This is a genomic window from Bacillus sp. AY2-1 (genome assembly GCF_008368965.1).
Classification (GTDB): Bacteria; Bacillota; Bacilli; order Bacillales; family Bacillaceae_G; genus Bacillus_A; species Bacillus_A thuringiensis_S.
Window position 1 is genome coordinate 59,800 of sequence record NZ_QPEL01000098.1, and the last position, 26,666, is coordinate 86,465.

A 26,666-nucleotide genomic window follows, 5' to 3' on the forward strand; every position below is an offset into this window, starting at 1 on the left:
TATAAAAGGTGAAGAGGAAAATTTATTATAACTTTTGTAATAAGCGTTCGCTGCTTTCCATATCTCCTTTACATAAAGGACATTGCGGCTCTTCTTCTAACGAAAAGTTTTTACGCATCCACCCACGGCAGTTTTCTTCTTGGCATTCCCATACAGCAATTGCTTCTGGTTCTTCTACAGGTTTATCATTTTTTCTCCAATACATGTGATCGCTCCCTTAAATTGAAAAGTTTTTCGGAAAAAACAAAAAAGGTTGTTAACGATTTTGTTAACAACCTTTTTATATTAGTTCATTATACTTTATTTTTTGAAAAAATGCGAAGTTTAGTAATTGTTAAAGTATAGCAAAATAAGGATTATAAATCACTGTTGAAAGCTTTGATAATAATTCAATTTGACACGGTGTATGCCCCGTCAACCTTCTCGATATTTTTCTAGCTCTTCTTCATGCTATTGTTTTGTTGACTTTGGAATTTCTATATCATCAATTAGGCGTCGCTGCTGTTGTGTCTTCCAGAATATGCTCGTTGTATGGAAGACTTTTTGTTTTGAAAACACTATGAAGTTTAATAAATTTATCCAGCATAAACGGGTAGTAGGGATCCCAGCTCAAAATTTGGTTGGAGCGAAGAAGTTAGGTGGAAATAAAGGTTTTGAATATACAGTTAAAGCTTATGATGAGAAGGGAGAAGAGAAAGAAGTAACAATTGATGGCGTAGATAAATTACAAAAAGGCTCGTACTGGCATGTCATTACAAGAGGGAAGTTTTTACATGATAAAGTAGAAATAGAAGTAGATAAAATTCCTGATGGTGCGAAGGCGAAGTTAGGATTATAAAGATAAAACCGATTCTCAATGTGGGAATCGGTTTTGTTATTTTATGGTAAAATATAGAAAGGGAGTGAGAGATATGCTACTCGTTGTTAGCCTTATATTAATTGGGGTTATGTGCAGTATGAGAATAGTATCCTTACATATGATAGAACGAGAAAAGATAGAAGAGAGAGATGTATATTGTCCAAAACGTAATGCGAAAATTTGAAGAGGAAATTCTGCTCCTTTTTGTTCGAAATGTAATTTAATATTTTAACTATAGGAAATCCGAAATCATTTTGTATGGTTTCGGATTTTTTATGCTGAAAATAGAAGAAATAAAGAGCGGAAAAAAGTTTGAACAAGGGATTGAGTATATGAATATTATTGAAGGATATCCCATTATTATGAAGTATTTCGTAGAGATGGATCGAGAAGTTTTGAGGGTTTTATTACCTGATGAAAGAGGGATTCTTCCTACGAGGCCAGAGTGTGATGAATGTTATAAGACTCAATTGGATGGTATTGAGGAGAGTTGACAAAAAAAGAGCTTGAAACTATTCAAGCTCTTTTTTATGACTATTTATGTCCTAAAATATGCTCAATCTCATGCAAACTTAATTTACTTGCCTTAGCAATCGTTTCAAGTGGTATACCAAGATCATACATATTTTTAATCATTTGAATTTTTCCCTGTTGGACTCCTTCTTTTCGACCTTTTTCAATGCCCTGTTGAATGCCCTGTTGAATGCCTTTTTCAATGCCTTTTTCAATGCCTTTTTCAATGCCTTTTTCAATGCCTTTTTCAAGCCCTTTTTTTATCCCTTGTTCCATCCCTCTTTTTATTCCTTCTGTCTCTGCGTGGGCGAATTTTGCTGCTTCATCCATTAAAACTTTCTCCCTTGCGTCATAGGCTTGTCGGAAAGAAGAATCTTGACTCATACGTTCCCATTTATTTATCGCTTTTTGTAAAATAGGGTCTTGGTTCATAGCAATATCCTCCAATAGTTTAGTTAAGTGCTCATCCTCATTTGCTGAAAGCAATAAAAGCCAACGAACAAATGGATCTTTCCACGGATTTACTTTTTCTTCATACCATTGTTCAGTTAACTTTGGAATTTCTATAGTGTGGATTTCTATGTCGTCACTTAGGAGTTTTTTTGTTGTGTATTCCATAATATGCTCGTTGTATGGAAGGCTGGGTGTTCCGAAAACATTACGAAGTTTAGTAAGTTTATGGTGATGGTTTTGTGAAGTGCACTGTAGGGCATCCCTTTTTGTAGTTGAGATGTGTATAGTCTTCCCCAATAATATAAACTGCGTTTAACCATATCGTGATTATTATTGAGTTGTATTTCTACATTGACTTTTGTTCCTGTGTTTAATGTCGCTGAAATGTCTAAAATAGATAACTTATCCTCTTCATATTCCCTGTGTAAATGTGGATCTTCTAGTTGTAGAGAAGCAATGGGCGACTCTAAAGAATCTTGTAACATAGCGTTTAAAAATGCAATTAGAATATCTTCACTACCATTCGTACCAAACAATTGTTTAAATGCAAAATCAATGCGTAAATTAACTAACTGTTGGTTGAACAAAGTTTGTCCTCTCCCTTATATGAAGGTGCTTCTTTCCTTCATTGTACATAAAAAGAACTAGAGTATGCAAACTAGTCATTCTACTATTTTTTAGTAATATTATTAGAAAATGAAAGGTAAGTATGTTTATGGTATACTCTAGTGAAATTGTAAATAAGGATGCTAATACGAACTGGGAAAATTGGGTGGAGTTTGGTTGTGACTGAAAAAGATAGGAGAAAGAATAATAAATGAAAAGAAGAAGAAAATCTGGAGAAAAAGTACAAATGAGTCATTTTACACTTCCTTTATGCTACGGAAGTGAAGCACCATATTATTATTACGAGGTAGCGCCCCATGAAAGAGAGGGACGCTTCCATTTAACATCAGAACTTTGCGTAATGGACGATGAACATTACTTTATTAGAGGTTGTTTAGAGATTCCTATCATTGATTACCACGAAAATTTCATATGGACTGTGTGGGTATCGCTTAGTAAAGAAAGTTATGATGAAGTATTAGAAAAGTGGGATGAGAGAGGCCGAGAAAATAGTGATCCTTATTTTGGGTGGTTATCTGTAGAAATACCAGTTTATCCAGAAACATTAAATTTAAAAACAAATGTACATATAAGAGAAGTTGGAATGGCACCGTATGTTGAATTAGAGCCAACCGACCATCCTTTAGCGATCGAACAAAGAAATGGAATTACTTTAGACAGAGTTAAAGAAATAGAGGAAATTATTCAACGACATAACTAGATTAGAAGAGAAAAAACGAGTGCTAGCACTCGTTTTTTTCTTTACACAACCGCAGGATTATAAATCATCGTAAAGTGTCCTGGTAATAATTCAATGTGACAAGGTGTATGAAGCGAACTTTCTCCATCTGTATCTACTTCTTTTTCTTCCTCTGTTTCGATATGAATGGATTTCGCTTTTACGTGGAAGATGTCATTTTCATTTGAGTCTTCAAATAATTTCTTTCCGATGTAATCTTTAAATGCTTGAATCCCTGTTGATTTGACTACGAAAATATCAAGTGTTCCGTCATCACATTTTACGTTCGGAATAAAGGATGGAATACCACCAAGATATTCACCATTTCCAACCATGACAAGGACAGCTTCGTCTTCATATACTTGTCCGTCATAAGTAATTTTTACCGGGAATGTTTCAGCATTTTTTACAGTTCGAATTGTACTTAAATAGTAACCGATTTTACCAAGCTTTGCTTTTTCTTCTGCATCGATATTGTTTGATACTTCAGATACGAGACCAATCCCCCAGAAGTTTAAGAAATGTTGTCCATTTGCTTTTGCAACGTCAACTGGTTTTATATGTTCTTTTGTAATAAGTTTTGCCGCTTCTGCAATGTTTTGCGGAACACCAAGTGTGCGAGAGAAGTCATTGCAAGTTCCACCTGGAATAATTGCAAGTGTAGGTCTAGTTTCGAGAGGTGCTAAGCCATTTGTGCATTCAAATACTGTTCCATCACCACCAAAGACGATAATTAAATCTACTTTACTAGCAAACTCTTGGCAATATTTTGTTGCATCACCTTGTTTTTTCGTATGAAGGATATGTAGATCAGGAAAAGCTGCGGCAAGAGGTGGTACGATTTTTGTTAAATTTGTATGTAAGTCACCTTGACCAGCTTTCGGATTTACGATGAGGAGTACTTTTTCAAATTTTGTCTTTGTCATTTTTATTCTCTCCCTTTGTCTTTTACGAATCGTGATAGAAAATAAACTTCCATCAGTAACTGATGGAAGTTTATCCCGCATTAACGGGCATTAAGCCCCCCCACCTCAAAATTCAGCGGAAGCAAAGAAGTTAGGTGGGATCAACCGCACCTCAAAATTCAGCGGAAGCAAAGAAGTTAGGTGGGATCAACTGCCCGTAAAAGCCCGATTGATTCAACTAATAATCAGTGGGGGATGAACAAAACCCGCACTGATTAAAGTTTCACTTTATCCTATTATATTATTCCGTTACAACTGAAGCAATAAATGGTAAGTTACGATATTTTTCCGCACAGTCGATACCGTATCCAACGATGAATTCGTCTGGAATTTGGAAGCCAACATATTCAGCTGTTAAGTCTACTTTACGGCGTTCTGGCTTATCAAGTAATGTACAGAACTTGAGTGCCTTTGGTTTATGCATAAAGAAGTGGTCTTTTAGGAAATGAAGTGTTAAACCAGAATCGATAATATCTTCTACAACAATTACGTTTTTTCCAGTAATGTTTACGTCAATATCTTTTAGTAGTTTCACTTTTCCTGTTGTTTCTGTTTGATTTCCGTAGCTAGATGCAGAAATAAAGTCAATTGTTACATCATTTTTGATGTGACGAATTAAATCAGCAGCAAATACGAATGAACCTTTTAATACTGCGATAACTACGATTTCTTCTCCTTCAAAGTCACGTTCGATTTGAAGTGCTAATTCTTTCACTTTTGCTTGTAATTGTTCTTCAGAAATTAAAGTGTCTTTTATTTCAATATTCATTGTAATCCTCCTACAGTGTAAAACTTGCGAACATTTCGACTGTAAAGGATAGAATAGAAAAAGTCAAAGGAGATAGTAATTTTTTACAAAGATAAAGACAAAATCATCTGATGATATGATATACTAAGTACATTAAGAAAACGCTTCCAAAAAGGGTGAATATGATGAAGAAGAAACAGTACACAAGTGTAACATTTATAAAAGCATTACTTTTAACAATTGTTCTTGGCCTGTTGGCTTACGTAATTGATGTACCTGCGATTCGTATTTCATTAATTGGAATGACTTTAGTGTTAGGAGCAATTTCGCACGGTATGATGTCGCAGCTAAAAGAAGCTGGACTTGATGATATGAGAAATCATATAGATAAAAAGTAAGAAACCTTCATTATATAGAGTGAAGGTTTTTTGTTTCTTACAAAAATGTAAGGTAGTTGTAAGGCAAATCGATAGTTGCATAATAGCATTTTGGATAAACTATGGGTGTAAGGTAAAAGGCAAGCATATTTTAGGTAAATTAAGTTTTAGGCACTCTATATGTGAAAAAGGAGTAGGAGGGCATGGAGAAACGTTGGACGACCTTTTCTTTTTTAGCGACTAGTAATACCGTAATGCTAGATGGAAAAATGGATTTTTTGCACTTGTTTGATCGTGAAGATGATCATTCTTCTTCTAAATTTACAATGAAATGGAATAAATGGAGCGAAAGTTGTAGGTTTGAAGAAGAGGCCCCTAACGAAGAGCAAAAGATTATTTTGACAAACCCTATTAAAGCGTGGGTTGTTCAACGTCGTAAGTGTAACGTCAAAAATCACTTCAAGAAAACTGAGCCGAGACAATTAGTTATCGCTCCGGCCCGTTCTACTTCCAAATCGCGCGAAAGTAACATGTAAATATTGAGACACACACCCGAAAAAAACATCGTATATATTGCGATGTTTTTTTCTTTTTCTACAATGAAATCTTTAAATGAATTATATTTCATCTGCATCTTATATTTATATCTCTTGCTTATTCTAGTAATACATCCGATGCGAGTTGATGTGAATAAAATATAAGGAGAGAATGAAGATGAAAAAGAGACTATTACCAATTTGTGCAATGGCACTTTTAACAGTAGGATATTCTTCAGTAGCGAGTGCTTCAACAGGAACATTGACAAAGGAAGAAGCAGCGCAAATGCAGCAAGATAAAGCTAAAAAAGAAGAAGCAATTAAGGAACAGCAAAAAAGTGAAATAGAGAAAAAGGAAGCGGCACAAGTACAAGAAAAAAATGATATGGCTAAAGAAGAGGAAGCAATAAAAGCTGAGAAAAAAAGTGAAGAAGAGAAAAAGAGAATAGCGCAAGAAAAGTTAAAAAACGATATGGCCAAAAAAGAAGCAGCTATAGAAGCTGGGCAAAAGAATGAAGTAGCTAAAAAAGAAGTAGCCAAGCCAGTTGTACAAGGTGAAAAATTGCCAAACACGGCATCAAATAACGTGGTAATGATGGGATTAAGTGCAGCCCTTGTAGCACTAGGTACATTATTTGGTTTGAATCGTCGCAGTAAGTTTAAAGTGTAAATAAAATATTGTCCTATAAAGAATGGGATAATTTCATATATTAAAAATGGTAGGTTACTCCTACCATTTTTGGCATGGAGGGATGAAACATGAAGTTACTCAATTATATCGGTATCATATTGATGGCTATAGGGCTATTCATGGGATCCTATTACGCTGTGGAATGGTATAAAGGAAAGAGCTCTGCCGGGCAATTAACAGCAGAAGAAATAAAGAGCCTTAAAAATATACAAGATACTCAACTTTCTCATGAAACACCTGTAACCACTCAAGTGCCTTCTTCTCAAACAGAACATAAAGAAGGAGAAAAGGTAGCGATGTTAAACATACCGAAAATAAAGAAGAAGTTTTCTATATATTGGGGAGCGGATGATACGACTCTGAAAAAAGGAGTTGGTATGTTTGTTAGTGATTTAACGACAACTCCATCTGGAGGGGGACATACTGTACTGAGTGGACATCGAGATACTGTATTTACAGATTTAGGAGAGTTGAAAGAAAAGGATACCCTTGTTTTAGAGTATGATAATAAAACGTACACATATGAAATTCAAAAGACATGGATTACTCATGCGGATGATCGTACTGTTATTATAAAAAAAGAAGAACCGATATTAACACTGACAACTTGTTATCCATTTGATTATATAGGGGATGCACCAGATAGATATATTATCGAGGCGAAGTTAACTGGCAGTTATTCAAAATGAAATTATAGTTTCTGAAAGCAGGAGGGGGATATATAAGTTATGTCAAAAAACATTTTAATTGTTGAAGATGAAGATATATTACGTGAAATATTAAAAGATTATTTTTTAAGTGAACAATATGTAGTGTTTGAAGCGAGGGACGGGAAAGAGGCTTTAGTTGTATTTGAAGAAGAAGAAGTTGATTTAGTTATTTTAGATATTATGTTGCCAGAACTCGATGGATGGTCTGTTTGCCGAAGAATTAGGAAGACGTCCGAGGTGCCTATTATTATGCTGACGGCGCGCGTAGATGAAGATGATACGTTACTTGGTTTTGAACTTGGGGCAGATGACTATGTGACGAAGCCGTATAGTCCACCCATTCTATTAGCAAGAGCGAAACGATTATTAGAAAGTAGAAAGGCATCGAAGAAACCTTTAGAGAATGAAGATGATACGTTATCGATTCATGGCATCCAAGTTCATTTTCCGTCACGTACTGTTACTGTTGATGAGGCAGATGTTAGTTTAACGCATACGGAGTTTGAAATATTAGTGTATTTCATGAAAAACCAAGGAATTGTACTAACAAGGGAACAATTAATTTCAAGAATTTGGGGATATGAATTTGCTGGTGATGATCGAACGGTTAATAGTCATATTCGTAATTTAAGAAATAAATTAGGAGAGAAGGCAAAGTACATTACAACTGTAGTACGAACAGGTTATAAATTTGAGGGAAATGTATGAAGAAAGGAATTGTACTAAAATTATTTACTCTTACAACAGCATTATGTATGTTGATTTTAGCGACGATATTTATTGGACAAACGATATTTTTTAAACAATATTATGCGAATCGAAAAGTGGAAGATATTAAAGTGAATTTAAATTCCTTTGAGAAGAATTATCTAAACTACACAGGAAATGCAGAAGGAATTCAGAAACTTGAGCAAGACTTTTTTAGGGAAAATAATACGTGGATTACGACACTAGATCAGAATGGGAATTTAAAACATGTGGATGATTTTTATTTTGAGGTAACGATAGATCGTAGGCAACAAAAGAGCTTTGGACAACAACTATTCAAGATACCCTTATACAATCTCGTCAATATAGAGGAGATTGATAATAAATCATTAGAGCAGTTTTTAGGACAAGAGATTTATTTTTCTGGAGTGAGAAAAGAAGATAGTTTTATTCCATTCTCTTTTTCTTTATCTAAGCAGAATTTAAGTGGATCTAATAAACCGTTAGAAAAAGCATTTCAGGAGAAAATAAAATTAGATGAGGAGAAAAAGAGAGCGGCTGGGGAGCAACTTGCTAAGGAAAAGAAACCAGCCGTACAGGAAGAAGCTGCTCAGGAATTAGGCGTTTACATAGGAGGACGTGTTACAAAAGTACAGTTACCAGATGTAAACGGTCCTGTGAATCCAATTTATAAAAATAGCATATTTTTAGATAATATTAAGGGTTTTCAAACCGATTTATTATTAAAAGAAAGCAATAAAATACGATATACAACACAAACAATAGATTATGAAAAGAATGATATAAAATATAAATTATTAATTAAGCCAATAAAAGAAAAAGACGGATCAGTAGCATATATATATGCAATGGCTTCTTTACAGCCTGTAGATGAAGCTGTACAAATGGTGCAAGATTATTACATATACATCATTGCATTTGTAGTCGTTCTTATTTTTTTAGCTTCGTTTTATTATTCAAAGCAAATTGCCAAACCGTTATTAAAAATAAATGATACGACGAAGAAAATAGCGCATTTAGATTTTACAGAAAAAATACCGATTACTTCAAAAGATGAAATTGGTGATTTATCGAAAAATATTAATATACTTTCTAACAAATTAAATTCTCATATCGGACAGCTTGAACAAGATATTGAAAAGGAAAGAAAGTTAGAAAATACACGGAAAGAATTCATTTCTGGTGTTTCGCATGAATTGAAAACACCGCTGAGTATTATGAAAAGTTGTATTTCCATTTTAAAAGACGGGGTAGCTGAGCATAAAAAAGAGTATTATTTTCAGGCGATGGAGAGAGAAGTAGACAAAATGGATACTTTAATTTTGGATATGCTTGAGTTAGCTAAATTTGAATCTGGTACATATAAAATGAAAAAGTCTTCGTTTTATATTGATACAGTAATTGAAGATATATGTGAACATCTATCTGTGGAAATAGAGAAAAAAGAACTTCATGTTCATAAAAATATACGTTCATTTGAAGTGATTGCAAATCAAGGCCGAATTGAACAAGTCATTGTGAACTTCATTACGAATGCAATACGTTATACACCAAATAAAGAGGATATTATTATTTCGACAATAGATGATAAAGATCGTATAAAAGTGTGCATTGAAAATAAAGGTACTCACATTGAAGAAGAACAATTAGATAAAATTTGGGATCGCTTTTATCGCGTGGATGCAGCTCGGCAGCGTTCACAAGGTGGGACGGGACTTGGGCTTGCTATTTCTAAAAATATTTTAGAATTACACGATGCTGAATATGGAGTAAAGAATACAGGAGACGGTGTATTATTTTACTTTTACTTACCGAAAAAAGCGTAGATAATGCATGCTACGCTTTTTTTAATTTATTTTCATACTATCTTTACCTAATCTTTATTTTTAAACGATATAATCTGGTTAGAAAACGAGGTTATGTAAGGAGTCGATGAACCGTGCATAGCAATTGGCTAAGTATAATGGTATTTATTTTCTTTTGTGCATTTATTGTATTTTTAATTGATATTACGATATGAAAAAAGAGCGCTCATTAAGCGCCCTTTTTTTGTGTATTCATTTGATAAGCACTGATGCTTTTGAATAAACGTGGTGAAGTGATAAATAAAAATATAAGTAAAACGGTACATAGAATATAGGAACCAATCATTGTACTACCGTTAAATATTAAAGAATATAGAACTGCTGATTGTCCTTTTGGTGCATATTGTCCCCAGAAAATGATACCAGCGATAAAGTGACAGAAGTAACGAGCTAGACTACCGATAAAAGTAGCGACGATAATATATCCAATTACTTTCTTCCCTTGGTTTGGTTTTGATGAAGGTTTGTCTTTACGGCTACCTAAGTTTGATTGTTCTTCGTTATTTTCATTGGATGTTAAAAGCGCCTTTTGAATTGGACGATAGAATAAACCAGCAAACCCAATGAATGCGAAAGCAATGAAGTATTCAATTAATACTTGAATTGGTGTTACGATAATGGCATCGCCTACGACAATTTGTAATAATCCCCAAATTAAGCCTCCTAAGAAAGCCATTTTGAAACCCCAGCGATAAGCGATAATAAAAATAGGAATCATTGCAAAAGATATAGAACCGCCTGTAGCTGATATTTTTATTGAAAGTGGTAAAATGTCGATGACCATGGCGAAGGCTGCAAGAATAGCAGATTCAATCATCGCTTGTAAATTGGTGTTACGCATGTTGTCTCCCCCTAAATCCAAGTTGTACAAAAAAGAATAGATATCATAGGAGGATACGAAATACGTAAATGAAAAGAGGTATGTATTTCGGACGTTTGCACAATCCCTGCGTTAGCATTAACTAACAGGTTCGAAGGGTCGGAACGAAGTGTTCCCTCTCAGCGGCATGGCTCCCCCAGTGATAACGAGATTCTTTATTTGTTATTGTTTATTGTAAGCGAAATGGATGAGAATGGCAAACGAATCTGTTATGACAATTATTGAAATAGAATTGTAGCGAAATGTTAATAAATATGAAGCAAAAGGGTATAGTACAAGAGAAATAGAGTGTGCTATAATTCTTCTGAAAATAATTATCATTCTCTTCGGAGGGGGAAGGTTATGAGCTTAGTAGATATTAAAATCGGTGAGAAAGTGCTAGTGAAAAGTGTTCAGTCTTTAGATTATTTACTAAAGAGAAGATTGGCTGCTTTCGGTCTTTCTGAAGGAAGCGAACTTCGTATGAAGCAAAAGGCGATGTTCAAAGGTCCTTGTACATTGGAGTGTCGTGGACAGTTAATTAGTATTCGTCATTGTGACGCGAAAATGATAAAGGTGGAATTAGCGTGAATAAGGTTGCTTTGCTAGGGAATCCAAATACAGGAAAGACATCATTATTTAATGCACTTACTGGTTCTTATGAATACGTAGGAAACTGGAGCGGTGTAACAGTAGAAAAAAAGGTTGGTAAATTAAAAGATAGACAAGGAACATTAATTGATTTACCAGGTGTTTATGATTTAAATCCAGTTTCACGTGATGAAGGTGTTGTAACAAACTTTCTATTAACAGAAGAATTTCAGCATATGTTAAATATTGTGGATTCTTCGCAGTTTGAACGAAATATGCATTTAACGTTGCAGTTGCTCGAATTTGGCAAGCCAGTTTCAATTGGTCTAAATATGGTTGATGTGGCGAAGCAAAGAGGAATTGTGATCGATGTAAAACGTTTATCCGAATTATTAGGCGTAACAGTCGTTGCTGTCGTTGCAAGAAGTGGAAAAGGTTGTGAAGAACTACTTGCGACCCTTAAAGAAAATGACAAAAACGAGAAAAAACCATTCATTATTTCATATGGTGTACAAATGGATGAAGGAATTGAAGAGGTAATTTCTCTTTTAGAGAAAGCGAATTACGAGCATCCGAGATGGTTAGCACTTCAATTTTTAAGCAATAACGAAGTAGTAGAAAAAGAAATAAAAGCATTACCAATTTATAAGGAACTTGTAGCCATTCGATCTCGCCTAGAGGGAAAACTTGATTGTACGTTGGAAGAGCACATTTACAAAACTCGTGAAGCGTATATTGAAAAGTTAAAAACAAATGTTATGAAGCATGAGAAAGAAGGGAAAATTCCTTTTTCGGAAAAAATTGATAGACTAATTACGCATAAAATTTTAGGACTTCCAATCTTTTTAGCAGTTATGTTTTTTATTTTTCAGGTTACGTTTACGTGGATTGGGACACCTTTATCGGATATGTTAGATGAGTTTTTTGGTGGCCAGCTTACGGATTGGGTGACGGTTGGACTTACAAGTATTGGAGCTTCTCATTTTATTCAAGCGCTCGTTACAGAAGGTATTATTGCCGGTGTTGGTGCTGTATTAGTATTCGTACCACAAATCTTTGCACTATTCTTTTTTATTTCATTATTAGAAGACTCAGGATATATGGCGCGAATTGCAGTTGTTATGGATCGAATTATGGAGTTCTTCGGTTTAAACGGAAAAGCGTTTATTCCGATGATTATCGGTTTTGGATGTAACGTTCCAGGTATTATGGCAGCGAGAACGATTGAACAAGAAAAAGAACGTTTACTTACAGTTCTTGTAACACCATTTATGTCTTGTTCGGCACGTTTGCCTGTATACGCATTATTTGCGGGCGTATTCTTCCCTCATAGTCAGGCAACTGTTGTATTTTCTTTATATGTTGCAGGTATTGTTCTTGCATTACTAGTTACAAAAATTATGTCTCTTACAATTTTAAAAGCGGAAAAGTCTATTTTCGTAATTGAACTACCTCCTTACCGCGTGCCACAAGCGAAAACGTTATGGCTAAGCACGTGGGAGAAAGGGAAAGGATTTGTTCGTAAAGCAGGTACATTCATCTTTGGTGGTTCTGTTGTCATTTGGTTATTAAACTATGCAGGTCCATCAGGATTTGGTGTTGATATGGGAGACAGTTACTTAGCGATGATTGGTGGGTTTATCGCACCGTTATTTGCACCGCTCGGCTTCGGAACGTGGCAAGCTGCAGCATCCCTTTTAACAGGATTTTTAGCAAAAGAAGTTGTCGTTTCTACAATGGCAATTATTTATGCAGTTAAAGAAGATGTGCTTGGAAACGTAATGGGAGCACATTATACAGCATTATCAGCTTATGCATTTATGTTCTTTATTTTATTATATGTTCCATGTTTAGCGACGGTCGCTGTTATTAAACGTGAAACAGGATCAGCGAAATGGACGATTTTCTCAGTCGTTTATCCACTCGTTGTTGCTTATGTATTAACGCTTATTATATACCAAGTTGGATCTTTACTAGGATTCTAAAAGGAGATGTATAATGATGGTCAATATTATAATTGGAGCTATCATTTTTGGTTATGCAGCATACACGTTAGTTAATTTTGTAAAGAGAAGTAAAAAAGGAAAATGCGCAGCATGTTCTTTAAATAAGTCATGTCAGTCGAAAACTTGTAATCCGGATATGGAACAAATTGCTCATAATAAATAGAAAAAAGCTTTGCGAATTGCAAAGCTTTTTTGTTTTACTTTTTAATTTTTACAAGTTGAGAAGCTTCGACGCCTTTGTAACCAGGGAACTCTTTACTTGGGTCTTTATCAAATTTTAATACACCTACAGATTTTTCATCACCTTTTACACTGTTGTAAGTTGCGTCATCGACAATCGCATACATATCTGTATATGCACGGCCACTTCCGATAATTGTGTTGCCTTCATATTTTAATTTTGCCCCATCAAGTGTAGCATTTTCTACTTTTTCTTTTGCAAATAATAAACCTTGTTCTGTTGTTACAGCTGGTAATTTATCAAGTGGTTTCGTGTTGTCTTTTTCATCAACTTTGCTAAGTAACTCTTTTTTCACTAGTTCTTCACCAGTTTTCTTATCCATTACAAGAACTTTTTTACCATCTAATGTTGTCATTTTCATTTTATAGAAGTCTTTTTCTTTCACTTCTTTTTTGTTTTTATCTGTAATTTGCTGAACTTGTTCTTCTGAGCCGTACAGTACAAAACCGTTCGCTTTCTCTCCTAATAAAGAACAACCTGATAATGCACCAAATGAAATTGCTGCTGCTAATCCGATTCCTACTAATTTTTTCATGATGATTTCTCCTTTTATATGTTTTATAGTAAATACAATTTTTGTATTATTGCTTACATGTGAAGAAGCTTGTTTGTTGCTTCTGGTATTAGTGTATAAGAAATATCAGAATGCAACTATCGAGTTAGCTTACAGTAACATTACACTTATGTAATTTAGTGAAATCGCACAAAAGTAAGTTAATTTCAAAGAGGGATAATGAGAATATATTATAAATACAATATTGTATATAGAATGTCATATTATAATGGATGTATTTTGGAAATAACATGTAAGGACATATTAGTTTTGTTATAATAAACAAATAGGCTGTAAAATGAATATTCTTTACTGTAAAGGGAGATTTTTCAGTTTTCCAAGTAGTGAATTTGAAATATGAGGTTTATCATAGGAGGAATTTAGATGTCTGTATTTAAACGATTAAGAGATTTAACAATGTCAAATGTGTATTCATTAATTGAAAAAGCGGAAGATCCAGTTAAGATGACTGATCAATATTTACGCGATATGCAAGCCGATGTACAAGAAGCTGAGAAAAGTGTAGCAGCTCAAATCGCACTTGAGAAGAAATTCAAAATATTATTTGAAGAGCAAGAAGCACTTGTGAAAAAACGTGAAGAGCAAGCTCATATGGCTGTTCAAGCTAATAACTTAGATCTTGCGCGCCGTGCATTAGAAGAAAAACAAAATGCAGAGCAAAAAATGAATGAATATAAAGCAAGCTACGAGCAAAATAAAGCTGCTGCTGATAACCTGCGCCTTAAGCTAGAAGAAATGCGCAAGCAATTAACAGAGCTGAAAAATAAACGTGAAACACTTGTAGCACGTGTAAATGCAGCGAAAGCACAGAAAAATATTAATCAGGCAATGTCTGGATATGATTCAAATTCAGCAAAAGCTGGTTTAAGCCGTATGGAAGAGAAAGCTCTTCAATTAGAGGCTGAAGCGGAAGCAAGCGGTGAAGTTTATAAGAAAGAAAAGTCATTAGATGATGAATTCGCAAGCTTAAACAAAAATTCTGCTGTTGACGATGAATTGGCTCGTATTATGAAGCAGTATGAGAAATAATATAGAATAAAGACAAATGAACCGACATGTCTAAACAAATTCATGTCGGTTTTCTATTACCCCGCTATTTGCGGGCAGTAAGACTCCCACCTCTACTTTTTGTGAAAGCAAGGAGGTGGGGGCTAATAATCAGCGGGGAATGAACACCTCCCCACTGATTAAAGTTTCACTTTATATTTAGAGGAGGTTTTGCAATGACATGGATGAATGTAGTTGCCATGCTTGTATGGACTGGAGCGAGTGCAGTACTTTTATTTGCAATTATGTGGGTTGATTCAATTTTTACAAAATACAATGATTTAAAAGAAATCAAAAATGGAAATACAGCTGTAACAACTCGTTTTATTATGAAATTATTTGCACAAGGGTACATTTTATCTCAATCAATCACGAAAGCAAATGACTTATGGCAGGCGCTTCTTGCTTCAGCAGTTTCTTTCGTTATTTTATTAGTTGTAGAAATGTTTATCGAATTTGTGTTAAAGAAAATGTCTGGCTTAGATTTAGAAGAAGGTACGAAAGAAGGTAGCGTTGCACATGCGATGTTAGCTGGATCATTACATATTGTTGGTGCACTAATTTTAGGTGCTTGTTTATAAAGAGAAAAGGAGGGGTAGATCATGAGTTTATTTAAACGAATTAAAAATATAATGAAAAGCCCAGAGCCACCGAAGCCGGAAAAGAGTCTTTTAACGTTAGCTCCTGGCGATATGATTGAAGTTTCATTAGTTATGTACGAATTGACTGGGAAAACGAGTATGCATTCTCGTAAAGAAATTGTTTTAACACTGCAAGATGGAAAAGATATTCGTTATTTAAAAATTGAAGATCGTGAAAATACGTATTACAAATTATATACTCCAATTGATGGTCGCTTAGATTCAATTGATGAAATTCCGACGACAATTGAAATGGATGATACTGAGTACCATATGGAAGAACAATATAACGGACGTGTTGTTGTGATGGGGAAAACACCATTCTCAGCTTCAGAGGAACAGTACGTATGGGAATTCCAATCAGATAATCGAAAATTATTGCGTATTGAATGGCAAAATGGTCGCACAATGATGTATGAGGGAGAAGCAATCATTCCTGCTGATGTACAAATTATAAGAGCAACGTAAGGGGGCGTAATCATGTCAAACCGATTGTTTACCATGATTAAATCGTTTGTGATCCCTATACTTGCTATCGTTATATTACTTGTTGTTGCTGGTTATGCCTTATCAGGTTGTCAAGGCGGGCAGACAAAGTCGATTCAAGACCGTTATCCACTTGAGTCTGTCGCCAAGGAAGGTAAACAAGAATCTTACGTGTATAGGGCCGCCAATCGGTCAGTTCCTGAAGTAGCGAAGGAACTCATTAACGAAAGAGAACCGAAGCAAGCATCTAAAGAAGACGAAAATCAAATGTTCCTCGTTTATTCTGACAAGATTTATAACTTGCAAAAGGATAAAGAGAAACCATCGGATACGTTAATTGAAATAAGTAATAAAGAATTTGTCCGTCAAAATTATCAACCGTCCTTCTTGCAAGGATATATTATGGGTAGCATATTAAACGATATATTTGGTTCACGAAAATCATCATACGGTGATTATCGAGGATATAACGACAGACAAAATCATAAACCAGTCATTCCAGAGAGACCACCTACGAAAGAAGAAAAGAAAACCCCACCTCCAATTACGAAGGAAGGGAAAGGGTCTATTATTAAGCGAGGCGATAATGTAGATTCGAAACCATCAGTAGGTGATAAGGGAAGTATTACTGAAAAAGGAAGTAATACGACGCCCCCACCCTCTACTGGAAGCAAGGGTAAAATTACAAAAACACCAGGCGGTTCAAGCGGATCAGATGTGAAGCCGAAATCATCTATTAAAACTCCGCCAAGGAATACATCTCCCCCGAAAACGAGGGTCGGTGGTTCAGGAAAGATTACGAAGAGAAGATAGTGTAGAGACCGAAAAGTGTAAATTACTTTTTGGTCTTTTTTTGTTATGGGAATTAATTCCTTATAACTGGTACAATTGAAGTATAAGGAGGGGATAGTATGACTACGTATAAAAGATTTAGTGTAATTATGTTCCTTGTATTATTCCTCAGCTTGTTTATTAGCACGACAATGAAATTTCATTTTGTAGTAGGTATTCTATGGATACTGTGTACATGCACTTTATTTTTGTATATCCCGCTGCGTTTTCAACATGAAGTGACGGCTTTTCAAAAGTATGTAGCGTGGATTAAACGTGGGAGTCGGTGGGGCGAGTAAAAATATATCTACGTACTGAAAAAAACTGACAACTATAGCAATTTAATAATAAGAAGAGGGTGTGCCAAATTGTTGGCCCACCCTCTTTTTCATAATGATTAATGAATATCACGTTTCTTGAAATTACCGCCTTTTACTTCTGCTACGTCATAAACTGTAATAAAGGCGTGTGGATCGATTTCATTAATAAGTTCTTTCATTTTACTTTCTTCTAAACGGTTAATTACACAAGAAATTTCTTTGAATTTCTCTCTTGAATAACCACCGTATACTTCGTTATATGTTGCACTTCGGCCTAAACGATCGCGAATTGTTTCTACCATTAATTCAGGCTCTTTTGTGATAATTTTAAATGCTTTTGAACCACTTAAACCAACTTCAACGATATGAATCACTTTCGAAGCGATAAAGTAAGCAATTGCCGAAAGGATAGCTCCTTGAAGGCCGAATACCGTTGATACGAAAATAAATACGAACATGTTTAAGAATAAAATAAGGTCACTCGTTCCAAATGGTAACTTACGAGAAAGCAATACAGCTAGCATATCGATTCCATCTAATGCCCCACCGTTACGTAATGCTAGTCCCATACCAAAACCGATAATAATACCACCAACAACTGTAACTAATAATGTATCGCCTTCGATAATAGCTGGTATTCCGTGCATGACAACGGTACCTATTGCTAATGAAGCGATTCCAATAATAGAATAAATTGCAAAGCTTTTACCGATTTGCTTATATCCTAACCAAACGAAAGGAATGTTAATAACTGCGATTAGAGCTCCTAATGGCAATCCAAATAATCTTGAACTAACGATACTTAAACCAGTCACACCACCGTCTGATACGTTATTTGGAATTAATACTGCTTCTAATCCGTACGCTGTGATAAATGCCCCAATAATAATCATCAAAGCTTTCGAAGCAATTTTTAGCTTATTGGGCTTGTTTTTGATAATTTTCTCCATATAATTTCCTCGTTTCAAACTAGTTTCTTGTTTGTTACATAATTCACACCTAAATTTTATTTTAACATTTAATTTGAAAAAATTCTCCTTTAATGGATGTATGCAGGGAATATTATGACCATATTATTATTTTAAATACAACTGTAGAAGATTAGAGAGTGGTCATAATTTTAATATGAAAAAGTAGAATGAATAGTATGGATATATACATTTGGGGCACTAACCTTAGGGAGGGGGTTATGTGGAATACTGTACGAAATGTGGAAATGAAACGAACGAGGGCAACAAGTTTTGCGGGCAGTGCGGGGAGAGTCTTAGCTATAAAACGGTAGGGGGAAGTTTTCCGAATAGCAGTTCTAATAGTAGTATAGAAATTTTTTCTTTAGTCGGTTTCATCACTGGATTAATATCTTGGTTTATAAACTTATGGGGGCTTATTGGTAGTGTAGCTATCGTATTTTCTATATTGGGTTTAAACAAAAAAGTGACGGGTACGAGTAAAACATTTGCTATTGTTGGAGTGATTTCTGGAATAATTAATGTGTTGTATGCTGTTACGTTATTTATTTAAATTTGATGAACAAAAAGGTATAAAAAAGTCCCCTGTGCATAAAGCATTCAGAGGAATTTTTATTTGATAGCTATTAAGAAACAATAAAACTAATTACTGTTAGGAATAAAGCGAAGCCTAAAATAGTTCCACATATTTTCATATGGCGCTTACGTCCCATAACAACAATTGCGACATATTCACGAATCATTGCGTTAGGCCAGTAATAAAATGCAGTTTTTGATCCGATTCCTTGGCTATTAAGGCCAGCTTGTCTTGCATATATACCAGCGCGGAAAAGATGGAAATTATTCGTTGTAAAAATACTTCTATACTTACCTTCTGTTTTTAAAGAATCCATAATTTCTTTAGAGAACAACATATTTTGATATGTGTTTACAGAGCGATTTTCTTGCACTGTATGTTCAAGAGGAATTCCTTTTTCAACAGCATAATTTTGCATCGCTTCCGCTTCTGGAAGGCCTTCATCTGGACCTTGACCACCAGAGAAAATAATTGTTGGTGGTGTATTCACAGCTGCTTGTTTCCAATAAAAGTCGATAGCTTTATTAATACGACTTGCAAGTAAAGGTGGTACTTTATCATTAATTAAGCCGCTACCGAGAACGATGATGAAATCTTGATTACGTCTTGGTCTGTTGAATTGATATAAAAAATATGCGCTTAAGAAGTTAGATAAATGCACAAAGAAATACATAGTTATAAGAGAGATAGCAGCAAAGATAAATTGAAAATGCTCTGAGAATAAATTTGCTGGATTTATGATAGGGAGCATTATAAAGAATAAAATCCCTAAAGCAGCAATTAAAGTTAAAGAGTTTGTGAAGCGTCTTCCTTCACGTTGCATTAAAATTTTTGCATTAAGAAAGAGTCCGAACATTAAAGCGACTATAGCAAAAGGAATCATTACAAGTAGTGCTAACATGGGGATGATAACGATAAAATGTAAATCGTTATTACCAGACTCAAATGAGGCTATAGCGCAAAATAATAGAAATGAACAGATAAAGGCATTAAATAAAAAGCCGTTTATTATTTTCCGCGGATCTTTTAAATACGAGATAAGAAAAATAATAAACAATATAAGAGGAATAATTCCAAAATACAGCATAAATATAGTACACCTCAACTTGTATAAGAATTTGACATACCTTTTATATTACATGATTATATAAGTAAAAATGAAAGAAAAAGGATTTTGAATTTTCTCAATAAAATATATGGATACATATGTTACAATATATTCAAAGCGATATATTAAAAGTAAAATGGTTGAAGAGGCACTCAGTAGAGTGCTTTTTCTTTTTGTATGTAATTGTGCATATTATATTTTTTTTCAAATGAAGAGGATTACAATATAAGTTGTAGACAGACTTTATAAAGCAGAATTTAATACAAACATTTCCCTCTACTTTTTGTATCTAACAATCGTATAACAATAAATAATTCTGTTTTATAGTGTCTGTTTTTGAAAGGTGGCTTCTTTGAAGGCACTTTTTTTTATTAGTATAGATAGTTTTCACTGTTAACATAGTGGAAACTATCTATACTAAACATTAGCAATCTTCCGTATAAATATTATCAATTTACTATATATTCCAGTGGTGTTAACCTACATATGAAAGGCTTTCTTTTTCAAAATATTACCCCTAATAAAATTTTGAAGAAGTCAACTGTCTCCAAACTTGTCTTTATGCTTAAGGAAAAAGCACTCAAATTGAGTGCTTTTTCTTATTGAAACATGCTATTTTTCTAGGCGATTTTCATAAAATATAAGTAAAGAAATGAAAGTGGGTGACAAAATGCCGGCAGTTGTGGAAGGTGTTATTATTGAAAACTGCAATGGAACAATTAATGTAGGTGACAAATATAACGTACAGCCGATTGAAAAGACGAAGGCTTATAATGGATCGGGATCATCAAATACAGGAATGAAAGTACAAACGTTTAGCGGGATTAGTACAGCTGATGTATGGGATAATGATGCGAATGATCAGGGGATACAGTTTACTTTATAGTACAGTATGTAAAATTGCATAAAATGATGAAGTTGCCCTATGATACAATCTAGCTGTGAGCTGTTAATGATTCTTCTGTATTATAGTTGTTAGATTAGAAATATAACATCTTATTAAAAATCATACGTATAAAAAAGACACTTCAACCGAAGTGTCTTTTTTTATTTTAGTGATACCCTTTAGCAGAGTCTTTATGAATTTTATTTTTAAAGATACTGTAGCTCCAAAGCTGATATCCAATAACGATTGGTACCATGACCATTGCAACGAAGAACATAATCTTTAAGTTTAATTGACTACCAGCTGCGTTGTATAACGTTGTACTGTATGCATCGTTAATACGAGATGGTAACATTCTTGGGAACATACCTGCAAAGCCAGTTGTCATAAACATTGCGATTGTTAGGCAAACGAATGTGAATGCAAGGCCAATTTTATGTTTGTACACCATAATAAGTGCGAGTACACTCATTAACATTGCAAGTACTGGAAGAATGAATAGTACCGGATATTCCGTAAAGTTTTGGAACAAGTTTGTCCGATTAGCAGTTGCTACATAGAAGATAGCTAAAATAATAGCTGCTGCCATTGAAAACGGTCTCGCGATTTTATAAGCACGGTCGGATACTTCACCAGTCGTTTTAATCATGACCCAAAGGGCACCGGATACGACAAATATAGCAGTGAAGAACAATCCTCCTAAAATACCGTAATGGTTTAATAAGCTAAGTAAATTTCCTTCATAACCATTTTTTCCGATTTGTAGTCCGTAATAAAGATTAGCGAACGTGACACCGAATAGGAAAGCAATTAAAAAACTCCCAATTGCAAATGCCCATTTACAAGTTTTTTGCCAAATCGGTGAATCATCTTTATGCATGAATTCCAGCCCAGCGGCACGAGCAAATAGTGCAAGTAATACTAAGAATAACGGTGTATAGAGATAACTAAACATATTTGCATATGTGACTGGGAAGGCAGCAAATGTTGCGCCACCAGCTGTAATTAACCATACTTCATTACCGCCCCAGAATGGGCCAATTGCTTCTTGTAATTGATTTCGTTCTTGTCGATCTTTCGTAACGAAAGGGAAAATCATTCCGTTACCAAGTGCATACCCATCAAGAATGAAGTAAACTGTCCAAATCACGCCCCATAAACCAAACCAGATGATTGCAAGCATATCATGAGACATGAGCCACACCTCCCTCAGTAGCAGGTTCTTCTAATGCTGCAGGTCCTTTTTTCGCGAACTTCAGCATTAAGTATACGTCTGCAATTAAAAGTAAAGTGTAGAACAAAATTAAACTAATTAATGAGAACCAAATTTGTGGAACTGATATAGGCGATACAGATTCTGCTGTACGCATTAGTTTATATACTGTCCATGGTTGACGACCTACTTCAGCGACAATCCATCCTGCGTTAATCGCGATATAAGGAAGTAAGACAGACCATATTGTAATTTTTAAATAACGTTTTGAGTTTTCTAGTTTTCCTTTTCGGTTTAAATAGAAGCCGTACCAAGTTAATGCCATAAAGAACATACCAAGTGTAACCATTAAGCGGAAGCTATAATACACGAGGTTAACATTTGGACGTTCATCTTTCGGAATATCTTTTAAACCAACAATTTCGCCATCAAATGAGTTTGTATAGAAGAAGCTTCCGAGTTTTGGAATCGTAAGGAATTCAAAGTTCTTCTCATTTTTTACATCAGGAATTTGAACAATTGAGAAGCCTTGTCCTTTTCCAGTTTCCCAAACTGCTTCCATCGCAGCTCCTTTTGCTGGTTGATATTTAGCTGCTGATACACCAGATTGATGTCCCATAAACGGTGTAATTGTTGCGGCGAATAAACCTAGCATTAAACCAAACTTAAATGATTTTTTGAAGAATTCCACTTTGTTTTTACGTAATAAGTGATAGGCACTAATTGCCATAACGAAGAAAGCACCTACGATATAACAACCAATGACAGTATGGAAGAACATATTCCAAGCATATGGATTTGTAACGAGTGCCCAGAAGTCATTTAATTCAGCGCGGCCGTTACGTACTACGTAGCCAACAGGGTTTTGCATAAAGCCATTTGCTGTAATAATCCAAAGTGCGGAAATATTTGTTCCAAGTGCAACCATCCACATACAGAAGGCACGGAACTTTGGTGAAATTTTGTCTTTACCGAATAACCATATTCCCATGAAAGTAGATTCTAAGAAGAAGGCAACAAGTGCTTCAATTGCGAGAGGTGATCCGAAAATATCTCCCATATATTTGGAGTACTCAGACCAGTTTGTTCCAAATTGGAATTCCATCGTAATCCCGGTTATAATCCCCATTACGAAGTTAATTGTAAATAATTTACCCCAGAAATTTGCCATTTTACGGTATGTTGGATTCAATGTGCGGGCGTATTGAGTTTCCATACATGCTACTAAAATGACAAGTCCGATTGTCAAAGGTACAAATAAAAAGTGATAAAAAATAGTAATTGCAAATTGAAAACGACTCAGTAACAGAACGTCGGACATAATGAATATTCACTCCTTTTTTACATTATCTACAATCAGTTTATAGTGAAAATACGTTTAAAATAGAGGGGACTTGTTACAAAGGTGTGTGTATATTTTGAAAGAATTATGTCGATTATCTGAAAATATCCTATTTTTACTATAAAGCGATATCCTTTTTGAGTTTTTCATATTTTGGTACACTATATAAGTAATGTAAATGAGAGAAAAGAGGGTTTTTTACTATGAAGTCATTAGAAGAGATTTTACAATACAATGAAAAATTTGTTGAAGAGAAAAGATACGAAGAGTATGAAACGGGAAAATTCCCGAATAAAAAAATGGTAATTATCTCTTGTATGGATACTCGTCTTGTTGAATTATTACCAAAAGCAATGAATATGCGTAACGGTGATGTGAAAATTATTAAAGTAGCAGGAGCTGTTATCTCACATCCATTCGGAAGTATTATGCGTAGTATTTTAGTTGCTGTATATGAACTTGGTGCTGATGAAGTTTGTGTAGTTGGTCACCACGATTGCGGTATGGCAAAAATTCAGGCAAGCAGTACAATTGAGAAGATGAAAGAGCGCGGTATAACAAATGAGAAATTAGATACACTCCGTTATTCTGGAATCGATTTAGAAAGATTCCTACAAGGGTTCTCTAGTGTAGAAGAAAGTGTAGAACATAGTGTATCAATACTTCGCAACCATCCATTACTTCCAGAAGAAGTACCTGTTCACGGTCTTGTTATAGATCCTGATACAGGAAAATTAGATTTAGTTGTGAATGGTTACGACAATTAAGAATTTACTTTGTCATCCTTTTTATCTGGGACAGGATCAAATCCTCCCGGGTGGAAAGGGTGACATTTTAATATACGCTTACAAGTAAGCCAAAAACCTTTGAGTGCACCATGTTTTTGAAACGCCTCTAATCCGTAATGAGAACAAGTTGGATAAAAGCGGCATGTTGGTGGTGTCATCGGAGAAATGAACTTTTGATAAAAGCGTATAATCCCAATAAAAATCTGTTTCATAATGGTCTCCTTTTCAGCATACTCTTAAAGTATTATAGCACGACTGTACATAATACTTTACTAATGTGCATTTCCGTTATATCATATTGGATATAACGGAATTAAATTAAAAGCGGGAGAGATGTTGTATGCCATCAGTAGAAAGCTTTGAATTAGATCATACGATTGTAAAGGCACCTTATGTAAGACATTGCGGAGTTCACAATGTAGGTAGTGACGGTATTGTAAATAAATTTGATATTCGTTTCTGCCAACCGAATAAACAAGCAATGAAACCAGATGTTATTCATACGTTAGAGCATTTATTAGCATTTAATTTACGTAAATATATTGATCGTTATCCGCATTTTGATATTATCGATATTTCACCGATGGGCTGCCAAACAGGATATTATCTTGTAGTGAGCGGAACGCCGACAGTTCGAGAAATCATTGATTTATTAGAACTAACATTAAAAGATGCGGTTCAAATTACAGAAATTCCGGCTGCAAATGAAACGCAATGTGGTCAAGCGAAGCTTCATGACTTAGAAGGAGCACAACGCTTAATGAACTTCTGGCTAAGCCAAGATAAAGATGAACTTGAGAAAGTGTTTGGATAAAGAAAAACTGCCTGTTAAAGGGCAGTTTTTTTATTTGTAAAACAGGAGTTTTTTGTGTGAATGGAGTATTGACTTTAACGTATACGTCAAAGTTTATAGTGAAGATAAATAAGGCGTGAGGAGGAAACGATGGATAAGTATAGCATTGGTGAAATTTCAAAAGAAACGAATGTAACGACGAGAACACTTAGATATTATGAGGAAATTGGATTATTAAAACCGTCGTACGTTGCTGAGTCAGGATATCGTTACTATTCAAAAGATGATGTAATTACATTGCAACAAATAACAACGTTTAAAAAGCTTGGTTTTAAGCTTTCGGAAATAAAAAAAGTGTTAAAAGAGGAAAAGGGGAATTCAGAAGAAAGATGGAAAAGTGCAATTCAAAATGAAATTCAAACAATACAAGCGGAAGTAAAAAGATTAAAGGACTTAGAAAAACTATTATATACAGCATTTCATTCCATTGAATTAACAGGAGAGCTTAAAACAGAAGATTTAATGTTATTCATAAAATCAGTACAGGGAATTGAGCAGAGAGAAAATTTCCGACAAAAATATTTTACGGAGGAAGAACAGAAGGTTATAGAGGATTTACCAACACTTGAAGAAAACGATGAAAGAACAAAAGAATGGTTACAAGTATTAAGAGAAATTCGTCAGCGTATAAATGAACCAGTAGATTCACCGGAAATTCAAATGTTAGCGGAAAGGGTAGTGGCTTTTTCAATGCACGTATTTCATGAAGATGAACAATTAATAAATAAGTATTGGGATTTAATTAAACCTGAAGAGGGAGAGATTGCAAGAGTATACGGACTTGATTTAGAAACGATGAATTATATAGAAAAGATGATAGATTGTTATTTAAAAAAGGAGGAGGGTAAATGACTGGCGCGGGAAAAGAGAAGCTATATGGAATTAAGCATGCGCGGATGGAGAGGCAATATTTTTATAAGCATCTGGGGATTTTCATTTTTGCACAGATTCTATTTATTTTTATAGTAGGGCTTGTACCAGCTCAAGAGTTGCCAAGCGGTTCCTATTTCCTTCATATGAAAGAGTGGATTTTAAATAAACAAATTGGATTTTATAAAAATGAAACGATTAATACGATTACAAGTGTCTGGACATCAGTGCTTATTATTCATTTTATATGGGCGATGTCTTACATTCTTTTTCCGAAAAAGAAGCGTAATTCTTCGAAACAAGAAACAAGAGAAGAGATAAAAGAAGAAGTGAAAAAGAAAAAGGAGATTAGCATAAATAGGGCGTGGATGTATTTAGTATTTGGGGGCTTAATTGAAATATATTGGGCGACAGGATTAAAAACAAATTCAATGAGTATTTTGACACTCATTGCAATTTTAGTGAGCTTTCAACTACTAATTGAAGCAACTAAAAAAATTCCAATTGGTACGGCATATGCAGTATTTACTGGAATTGGTACAGTTGGAACGATATTGGTAGATATTTTATATTTCAAAGAACCATTTTCGCTCATCAAAATTTTCCTCGTTTGCTTATTGGCACTATTTATTATCGGATTGAAATTTAGTGGGAATAAGGAAGAGGTGAAATAA

At 34.6% G+C, this 26,666-nt stretch carries 32 protein-coding genes, 2 pseudogenes and 1 riboswitch; of the genes and pseudogenes, 23 read left to right on the forward strand and 11 right to left on the reverse strand.

The annotated features are described in order from the left end of the window. Window positions 1-25 precede the first annotated feature (25 nt). Window positions 26-205, reverse strand: coding sequence for a cold-inducible protein YdjO-related protein (locus DN403_RS21605; protein WP_000289928.1), 180 nt, complete (start codon window positions 203-205; stop codon window positions 26-28). Window positions 206-628: 423 nt separating this feature from the next. On the opposite strand from DN403_RS21605, the pseudogene DN403_RS21615 reads away from it, so the two are divergent. Continuing rightward, window positions 629-838, forward strand: a pseudogene (locus DN403_RS21615) (DUF1093 domain-containing protein); the annotation flags it as partial. A 296-nt stretch (window positions 839-1,134) separates the two neighbouring features. Next, a complete protein-coding gene (locus tag DN403_RS21620; protein WP_002081958.1) occupies window positions 1,135-1,353 on the forward strand; it encodes a hypothetical protein in 219 nt (72 codons plus the stop codon). A 40-nt stretch (window positions 1,354-1,393) separates the two neighbouring features. On the opposite strand, the pseudogene DN403_RS21625 reads toward DN403_RS21620, so the two are convergent. After that, window positions 1,394-2,412: pseudogene (locus tag DN403_RS21625) on the reverse strand (Rpn family recombination-promoting nuclease/putative transposase). A 230-nt stretch (window positions 2,413-2,642) separates the two neighbouring features. Between DN403_RS21625 and DN403_RS21630 the strand changes: the two are divergent. After that, entirely contained in the window at window positions 2,643-3,152 is a 510-nt protein-coding gene (locus DN403_RS21630) for a DUF2199 domain-containing protein (RefSeq protein ID WP_000830226.1), read from the forward strand. 41 nt (window positions 3,153-3,193) lie between these two features. Here the strand turns inward: DN403_RS21630 and DN403_RS21635 are convergent, their stop codons facing one another. Beyond that, complete coding sequence (locus tag DN403_RS21635) at window positions 3,194-4,096, reverse strand: diacylglycerol/lipid kinase family protein (RefSeq protein ID WP_000167900.1); 903 nt, start codon at window positions 4,094-4,096, stop codon at window positions 3,194-3,196. Between the two features lie 280 nt (window positions 4,097-4,376). Continuing rightward, window positions 4,377-4,904, reverse strand: a complete 528-nt coding sequence (gene hpt / locus DN403_RS21640) for a hypoxanthine phosphoribosyltransferase (protein WP_001019295.1) — start codon at window positions 4,902-4,904, stop codon at window positions 4,377-4,379. Window positions 4,905-5,065: 161 nt separating this feature from the next. Here hpt and DN403_RS21645 point away from each other — a divergent pair, with 161 nt between their 5' ends. From DN403_RS21645 to DN403_RS21670, 6 genes are all read left to right on the forward strand, one after another. Beyond that, window positions 5,066-5,281 (forward strand): hypothetical protein, encoded by a 216-nt coding sequence (locus tag DN403_RS21645; protein WP_002081963.1) that lies wholly within the window; start codon window positions 5,066-5,068, stop codon window positions 5,279-5,281. A gap of 182 nt (window positions 5,282-5,463) precedes the next feature. Next, a complete protein-coding gene (locus tag DN403_RS21650) occupies window positions 5,464-5,796 on the forward strand; it encodes a hypothetical protein (RefSeq protein WP_000415613.1) in 333 nt (110 codons plus the stop codon). A 178-nt stretch (window positions 5,797-5,974) separates the two neighbouring features. Beyond that, window positions 5,975-6,466: an LPXTG cell wall anchor domain-containing protein gene (locus tag DN403_RS21655; RefSeq protein ID WP_149185731.1), complete on the forward strand. Its 492-nt coding sequence runs from the start codon at window positions 5,975-5,977 to the stop codon at window positions 6,464-6,466. An 89-nt stretch (window positions 6,467-6,555) separates the two neighbouring features. After that, entirely contained in the window at window positions 6,556-7,176 is a 621-nt protein-coding gene (locus tag DN403_RS21660; protein WP_000771574.1) for a class D sortase, read from the forward strand. Window positions 7,177-7,215: 39 nt separating this feature from the next. Continuing rightward, window positions 7,216-7,905 carry a response regulator transcription factor gene (locus tag DN403_RS21665; RefSeq protein ID WP_000041850.1) on the forward strand — a complete coding sequence of 230 codons (690 nt, stop codon included), beginning with the start codon at window positions 7,216-7,218 and terminating at the stop codon, window positions 7,903-7,905. Then, window positions 7,902-9,752: a sensor histidine kinase gene (locus tag DN403_RS21670; RefSeq protein ID WP_000715418.1), complete on the forward strand. Its 1,851-nt coding sequence runs from the start codon at window positions 7,902-7,904 to the stop codon at window positions 9,750-9,752. Before DN403_RS21665 ends, DN403_RS21670 begins: the two co-directional genes overlap by 4 nt. Before the next feature lie 208 nt (window positions 9,753-9,960). Here DN403_RS21670 and thiT read toward each other — a convergent pair whose 3' ends face one another. Next, complete coding sequence (gene thiT, locus DN403_RS21675) at window positions 9,961-10,632, reverse strand: energy-coupled thiamine transporter ThiT (protein WP_001246589.1); 672 nt, start codon at window positions 10,630-10,632, stop codon at window positions 9,961-9,963. Between the two features lie 85 nt (window positions 10,633-10,717). After that, window positions 10,718-10,819, reverse strand: a riboswitch (TPP riboswitch). A gap of 194 nt (window positions 10,820-11,013) precedes the next feature. Here thiT and DN403_RS21680 point away from each other — a divergent pair. From DN403_RS21680 to DN403_RS21690, 3 genes are read left to right on the forward strand one after another with little or no spacing between them, the layout of a single operon-like run. Next, window positions 11,014-11,241 carry a FeoA family protein gene (locus DN403_RS21680; RefSeq protein ID WP_000060521.1) on the forward strand — a complete coding sequence of 76 codons (228 nt, stop codon included), beginning with the start codon at window positions 11,014-11,016 and terminating at the stop codon, window positions 11,239-11,241. Further along, a complete protein-coding gene (gene feoB / locus DN403_RS21685) occupies window positions 11,238-13,226 on the forward strand; it encodes a ferrous iron transport protein B (RefSeq protein WP_016077176.1) in 1,989 nt (662 codons plus the stop codon). Before DN403_RS21680 ends, feoB begins: the two co-directional genes overlap by 4 nt. A 13-nt stretch (window positions 13,227-13,239) precedes the next feature. After that, window positions 13,240-13,410 (forward strand): FeoB-associated Cys-rich membrane protein, encoded by a 171-nt coding sequence (locus tag DN403_RS21690; protein WP_000989591.1) that lies wholly within the window; start codon window positions 13,240-13,242, stop codon window positions 13,408-13,410. A gap of 34 nt (window positions 13,411-13,444) precedes the next feature. Here the strand turns inward: DN403_RS21690 and DN403_RS21695 are convergent, their stop codons facing one another. Further along, the gene (locus DN403_RS21695; RefSeq protein ID WP_000737467.1) at window positions 13,445-14,023 is read right to left on the reverse strand and encodes a lipoprotein BA_5634 family protein; all 579 of its coding nucleotides are present in this window, start codon (window positions 14,021-14,023) and stop codon (window positions 13,445-13,447) included. Window positions 14,024-14,425: 402 nt separating this feature from the next. On the opposite strand from DN403_RS21695, the gene DN403_RS21700 reads away from it, so the two are divergent. From DN403_RS21700 to DN403_RS21720, 5 genes are all read left to right on the forward strand, one after another. Continuing rightward, entirely contained in the window at window positions 14,426-15,091 is a 666-nt protein-coding gene (locus DN403_RS21700; RefSeq protein WP_149185732.1) for a PspA/IM30 family protein, read from the forward strand. 194 nt (window positions 15,092-15,285) lie between these two features. After that, a complete protein-coding gene (locus DN403_RS21705) occupies window positions 15,286-15,690 on the forward strand; it encodes a DUF350 domain-containing protein (RefSeq protein WP_000220087.1) in 405 nt (134 codons plus the stop codon). 21 nt (window positions 15,691-15,711) lie between these two features. Continuing rightward, window positions 15,712-16,218 carry a DUF4178 domain-containing protein gene (locus tag DN403_RS21710; protein WP_000051750.1) on the forward strand — a complete coding sequence of 169 codons (507 nt, stop codon included), beginning with the start codon at window positions 15,712-15,714 and terminating at the stop codon, window positions 16,216-16,218. Window positions 16,219-16,230: 12 nt separating this feature from the next. Further along, on the forward strand, window positions 16,231-17,049 hold the full coding sequence (locus tag DN403_RS21715; RefSeq protein WP_000071190.1) for a DUF4247 domain-containing protein: 819 nt from the start codon (window positions 16,231-16,233) through the stop codon (window positions 17,047-17,049). A 98-nt stretch (window positions 17,050-17,147) separates the two neighbouring features. Further along, window positions 17,148-17,366 (forward strand): hypothetical protein, encoded by a 219-nt coding sequence (locus DN403_RS21720; RefSeq protein ID WP_000214757.1) that lies wholly within the window; start codon window positions 17,148-17,150, stop codon window positions 17,364-17,366. A 98-nt stretch (window positions 17,367-17,464) separates the two neighbouring features. Here the strand turns inward: DN403_RS21720 and DN403_RS21725 are convergent, their stop codons facing one another. Continuing rightward, the gene (locus tag DN403_RS21725) at window positions 17,465-18,337 is read right to left on the reverse strand and encodes a YitT family protein (protein ID WP_000411240.1); all 873 of its coding nucleotides are present in this window, start codon (window positions 18,335-18,337) and stop codon (window positions 17,465-17,467) included. A 241-nt stretch (window positions 18,338-18,578) separates the two neighbouring features. On the opposite strand from DN403_RS21725, the gene DN403_RS21730 reads away from it, so the two are divergent. Next, window positions 18,579-18,908 (forward strand): zinc-ribbon domain-containing protein, encoded by a 330-nt coding sequence (locus tag DN403_RS21730; protein ID WP_149185733.1) that lies wholly within the window; start codon window positions 18,579-18,581, stop codon window positions 18,906-18,908. Between the two features lie 73 nt (window positions 18,909-18,981). Here the strand turns inward: DN403_RS21730 and DN403_RS21735 are convergent, their stop codons facing one another. Next, on the reverse strand, window positions 18,982-20,016 hold the full coding sequence (locus tag DN403_RS21735; protein ID WP_057187512.1) for a YdcF family protein: 1,035 nt from the start codon (window positions 20,014-20,016) through the stop codon (window positions 18,982-18,984). Between the two features lie 676 nt (window positions 20,017-20,692). On the opposite strand from DN403_RS21735, the gene DN403_RS21740 reads away from it, so the two are divergent. Continuing rightward, window positions 20,693-20,926, forward strand: a complete 234-nt coding sequence (locus DN403_RS21740; RefSeq protein ID WP_002001299.1) for a spore germination protein — start codon at window positions 20,693-20,695, stop codon at window positions 20,924-20,926. 166 nt (window positions 20,927-21,092) lie between these two features. Here the strand turns inward: DN403_RS21740 and cydB are convergent, their stop codons facing one another. Both cydB and cydA read right to left on the reverse strand, forming a co-directional pair. Continuing rightward, window positions 21,093-22,121, reverse strand: coding sequence for a cytochrome d ubiquinol oxidase subunit II (gene cydB, locus DN403_RS21745; RefSeq protein WP_000017662.1), 1,029 nt, complete (start codon window positions 22,119-22,121; stop codon window positions 21,093-21,095). Further along, the gene (cydA, locus tag DN403_RS21750) at window positions 22,111-23,460 is read right to left on the reverse strand and encodes a cytochrome ubiquinol oxidase subunit I (protein ID WP_149185734.1); all 1,350 of its coding nucleotides are present in this window, start codon (window positions 23,458-23,460) and stop codon (window positions 22,111-22,113) included. The genes cydB and cydA overlap by 11 nt, the downstream gene beginning before the upstream one ends. 224 nt (window positions 23,461-23,684) lie before the next feature. Here cydA and DN403_RS21755 point away from each other — a divergent pair, with 224 nt between their 5' ends. Next, entirely contained in the window at window positions 23,685-24,248 is a 564-nt protein-coding gene (locus tag DN403_RS21755; RefSeq protein WP_000838173.1) for a beta-class carbonic anhydrase, read from the forward strand. Here DN403_RS21755 and yidD read toward each other — a convergent pair. Next, window positions 24,245-24,481 carry a membrane protein insertion efficiency factor YidD gene (gene yidD / locus DN403_RS21760; RefSeq protein WP_000809334.1) on the reverse strand — a complete coding sequence of 79 codons (237 nt, stop codon included), beginning with the start codon at window positions 24,479-24,481 and terminating at the stop codon, window positions 24,245-24,247. The two genes, DN403_RS21755 and yidD, sit on opposite strands and share 4 nt — an antisense overlap. A 128-nt stretch (window positions 24,482-24,609) precedes the next feature. Between yidD and luxS the strand changes: the two genes are divergently transcribed. From luxS to DN403_RS21775, 3 genes are all read left to right on the forward strand, one after another. Next, complete coding sequence (gene luxS, locus DN403_RS21765) at window positions 24,610-25,083, forward strand: S-ribosylhomocysteine lyase LuxS (protein ID WP_001141371.1); 474 nt, start codon at window positions 24,610-24,612, stop codon at window positions 25,081-25,083. Between the two features lie 129 nt (window positions 25,084-25,212). Next, window positions 25,213-25,974, forward strand: coding sequence for a MerR family transcriptional regulator (locus tag DN403_RS21770; RefSeq protein ID WP_000362242.1), 762 nt, complete (start codon window positions 25,213-25,215; stop codon window positions 25,972-25,974). Next, entirely contained in the window at window positions 25,971-26,666 is a 696-nt protein-coding gene (locus DN403_RS21775) for a DMT family transporter (protein ID WP_000145220.1), read from the forward strand. Before DN403_RS21770 ends, DN403_RS21775 begins: the two co-directional genes overlap by 4 nt.

What these genes read in the sequence shown, in the direction of transcription:
- DN403_RS21605 (WP_000289928.1), bottom strand. Translation starts at nt 205, where the DNA reads ATGTATTGGAGAAAAAATGATAAACCTGTAGAAGAACCAGAAGCAATT.
- DN403_RS21620 (WP_002081958.1), top strand. Translation starts at nt 1,135, where the DNA reads ATGCTGAAAATAGAAGAAATAAAGAGCGGAAAAAAGTTTGAACAAGGG.
- DN403_RS21630 (WP_000830226.1), top strand. Translation starts at nt 2,643, where the DNA reads ATGAAAAGAAGAAGAAAATCTGGAGAAAAAGTACAAATGAGTCATTTT.
- DN403_RS21635 (WP_000167900.1), bottom strand. Translation starts at nt 4,096, where the DNA reads ATGACAAAGACAAAATTTGAAAAAGTACTCCTCATCGTAAATCCGAAA.
- hpt (WP_001019295.1), bottom strand. Translation starts at nt 4,904, where the DNA reads ATGAATATTGAAATAAAAGACACTTTAATTTCTGAAGAACAATTACAA.
- DN403_RS21645 (WP_002081963.1), top strand. Translation starts at nt 5,066, where the DNA reads ATGATGAAGAAGAAACAGTACACAAGTGTAACATTTATAAAAGCATTA.
- DN403_RS21650 (WP_000415613.1), top strand. Translation starts at nt 5,464, where the DNA reads ATGGAGAAACGTTGGACGACCTTTTCTTTTTTAGCGACTAGTAATACC.
- DN403_RS21655 (WP_149185731.1), top strand. Translation starts at nt 5,975, where the DNA reads ATGAAAAAGAGACTATTACCAATTTGTGCAATGGCACTTTTAACAGTA.
- DN403_RS21660 (WP_000771574.1), top strand. Translation starts at nt 6,556, where the DNA reads ATGAAGTTACTCAATTATATCGGTATCATATTGATGGCTATAGGGCTA.
- DN403_RS21665 (WP_000041850.1), top strand. Translation starts at nt 7,216, where the DNA reads ATGTCAAAAAACATTTTAATTGTTGAAGATGAAGATATATTACGTGAA.
- DN403_RS21670 (WP_000715418.1), top strand. Translation starts at nt 7,902, where the DNA reads ATGAAGAAAGGAATTGTACTAAAATTATTTACTCTTACAACAGCATTA.
- thiT (WP_001246589.1), bottom strand. Translation starts at nt 10,632, where the DNA reads ATGCGTAACACCAATTTACAAGCGATGATTGAATCTGCTATTCTTGCA.
- DN403_RS21680 (WP_000060521.1), top strand. Translation starts at nt 11,014, where the DNA reads ATGAGCTTAGTAGATATTAAAATCGGTGAGAAAGTGCTAGTGAAAAGT.
- DN403_RS21690 (WP_000989591.1), top strand. Translation starts at nt 13,240, where the DNA reads ATGATGGTCAATATTATAATTGGAGCTATCATTTTTGGTTATGCAGCA.
- DN403_RS21695 (WP_000737467.1), bottom strand. Translation starts at nt 14,023, where the DNA reads ATGAAAAAATTAGTAGGAATCGGATTAGCAGCAGCAATTTCATTTGGT.
- DN403_RS21700 (WP_149185732.1), top strand. Translation starts at nt 14,426, where the DNA reads ATGTCTGTATTTAAACGATTAAGAGATTTAACAATGTCAAATGTGTAT.
- DN403_RS21705 (WP_000220087.1), top strand. Translation starts at nt 15,286, where the DNA reads ATGACATGGATGAATGTAGTTGCCATGCTTGTATGGACTGGAGCGAGT.
- DN403_RS21710 (WP_000051750.1), top strand. Translation starts at nt 15,712, where the DNA reads ATGAGTTTATTTAAACGAATTAAAAATATAATGAAAAGCCCAGAGCCA.
- DN403_RS21715 (WP_000071190.1), top strand. Translation starts at nt 16,231, where the DNA reads ATGTCAAACCGATTGTTTACCATGATTAAATCGTTTGTGATCCCTATA.
- DN403_RS21720 (WP_000214757.1), top strand. Translation starts at nt 17,148, where the DNA reads ATGACTACGTATAAAAGATTTAGTGTAATTATGTTCCTTGTATTATTC.
- DN403_RS21725 (WP_000411240.1), bottom strand. Translation starts at nt 18,337, where the DNA reads ATGGAGAAAATTATCAAAAACAAGCCCAATAAGCTAAAAATTGCTTCG.
- DN403_RS21740 (WP_002001299.1), top strand. Translation starts at nt 20,693, where the DNA reads ATGAAAGTGGGTGACAAAATGCCGGCAGTTGTGGAAGGTGTTATTATT.
- cydB (WP_000017662.1), bottom strand. Translation starts at nt 22,121, where the DNA reads ATGTCTCATGATATGCTTGCAATCATCTGGTTTGGTTTATGGGGCGTG.
- cydA (WP_149185734.1), bottom strand. Translation starts at nt 23,460, where the DNA reads ATGTCCGACGTTCTGTTACTGAGTCGTTTTCAATTTGCAATTACTATT.
- DN403_RS21755 (WP_000838173.1), top strand. Translation starts at nt 23,685, where the DNA reads ATGAAGTCATTAGAAGAGATTTTACAATACAATGAAAAATTTGTTGAA.
- yidD (WP_000809334.1), bottom strand. Translation starts at nt 24,481, where the DNA reads ATGAAACAGATTTTTATTGGGATTATACGCTTTTATCAAAAGTTCATT.
- luxS (WP_001141371.1), top strand. Translation starts at nt 24,610, where the DNA reads ATGCCATCAGTAGAAAGCTTTGAATTAGATCATACGATTGTAAAGGCA.
- DN403_RS21770 (WP_000362242.1), top strand. Translation starts at nt 25,213, where the DNA reads ATGGATAAGTATAGCATTGGTGAAATTTCAAAAGAAACGAATGTAACG.
- DN403_RS21775 (WP_000145220.1), top strand. Translation starts at nt 25,971, where the DNA reads ATGACTGGCGCGGGAAAAGAGAAGCTATATGGAATTAAGCATGCGCGG.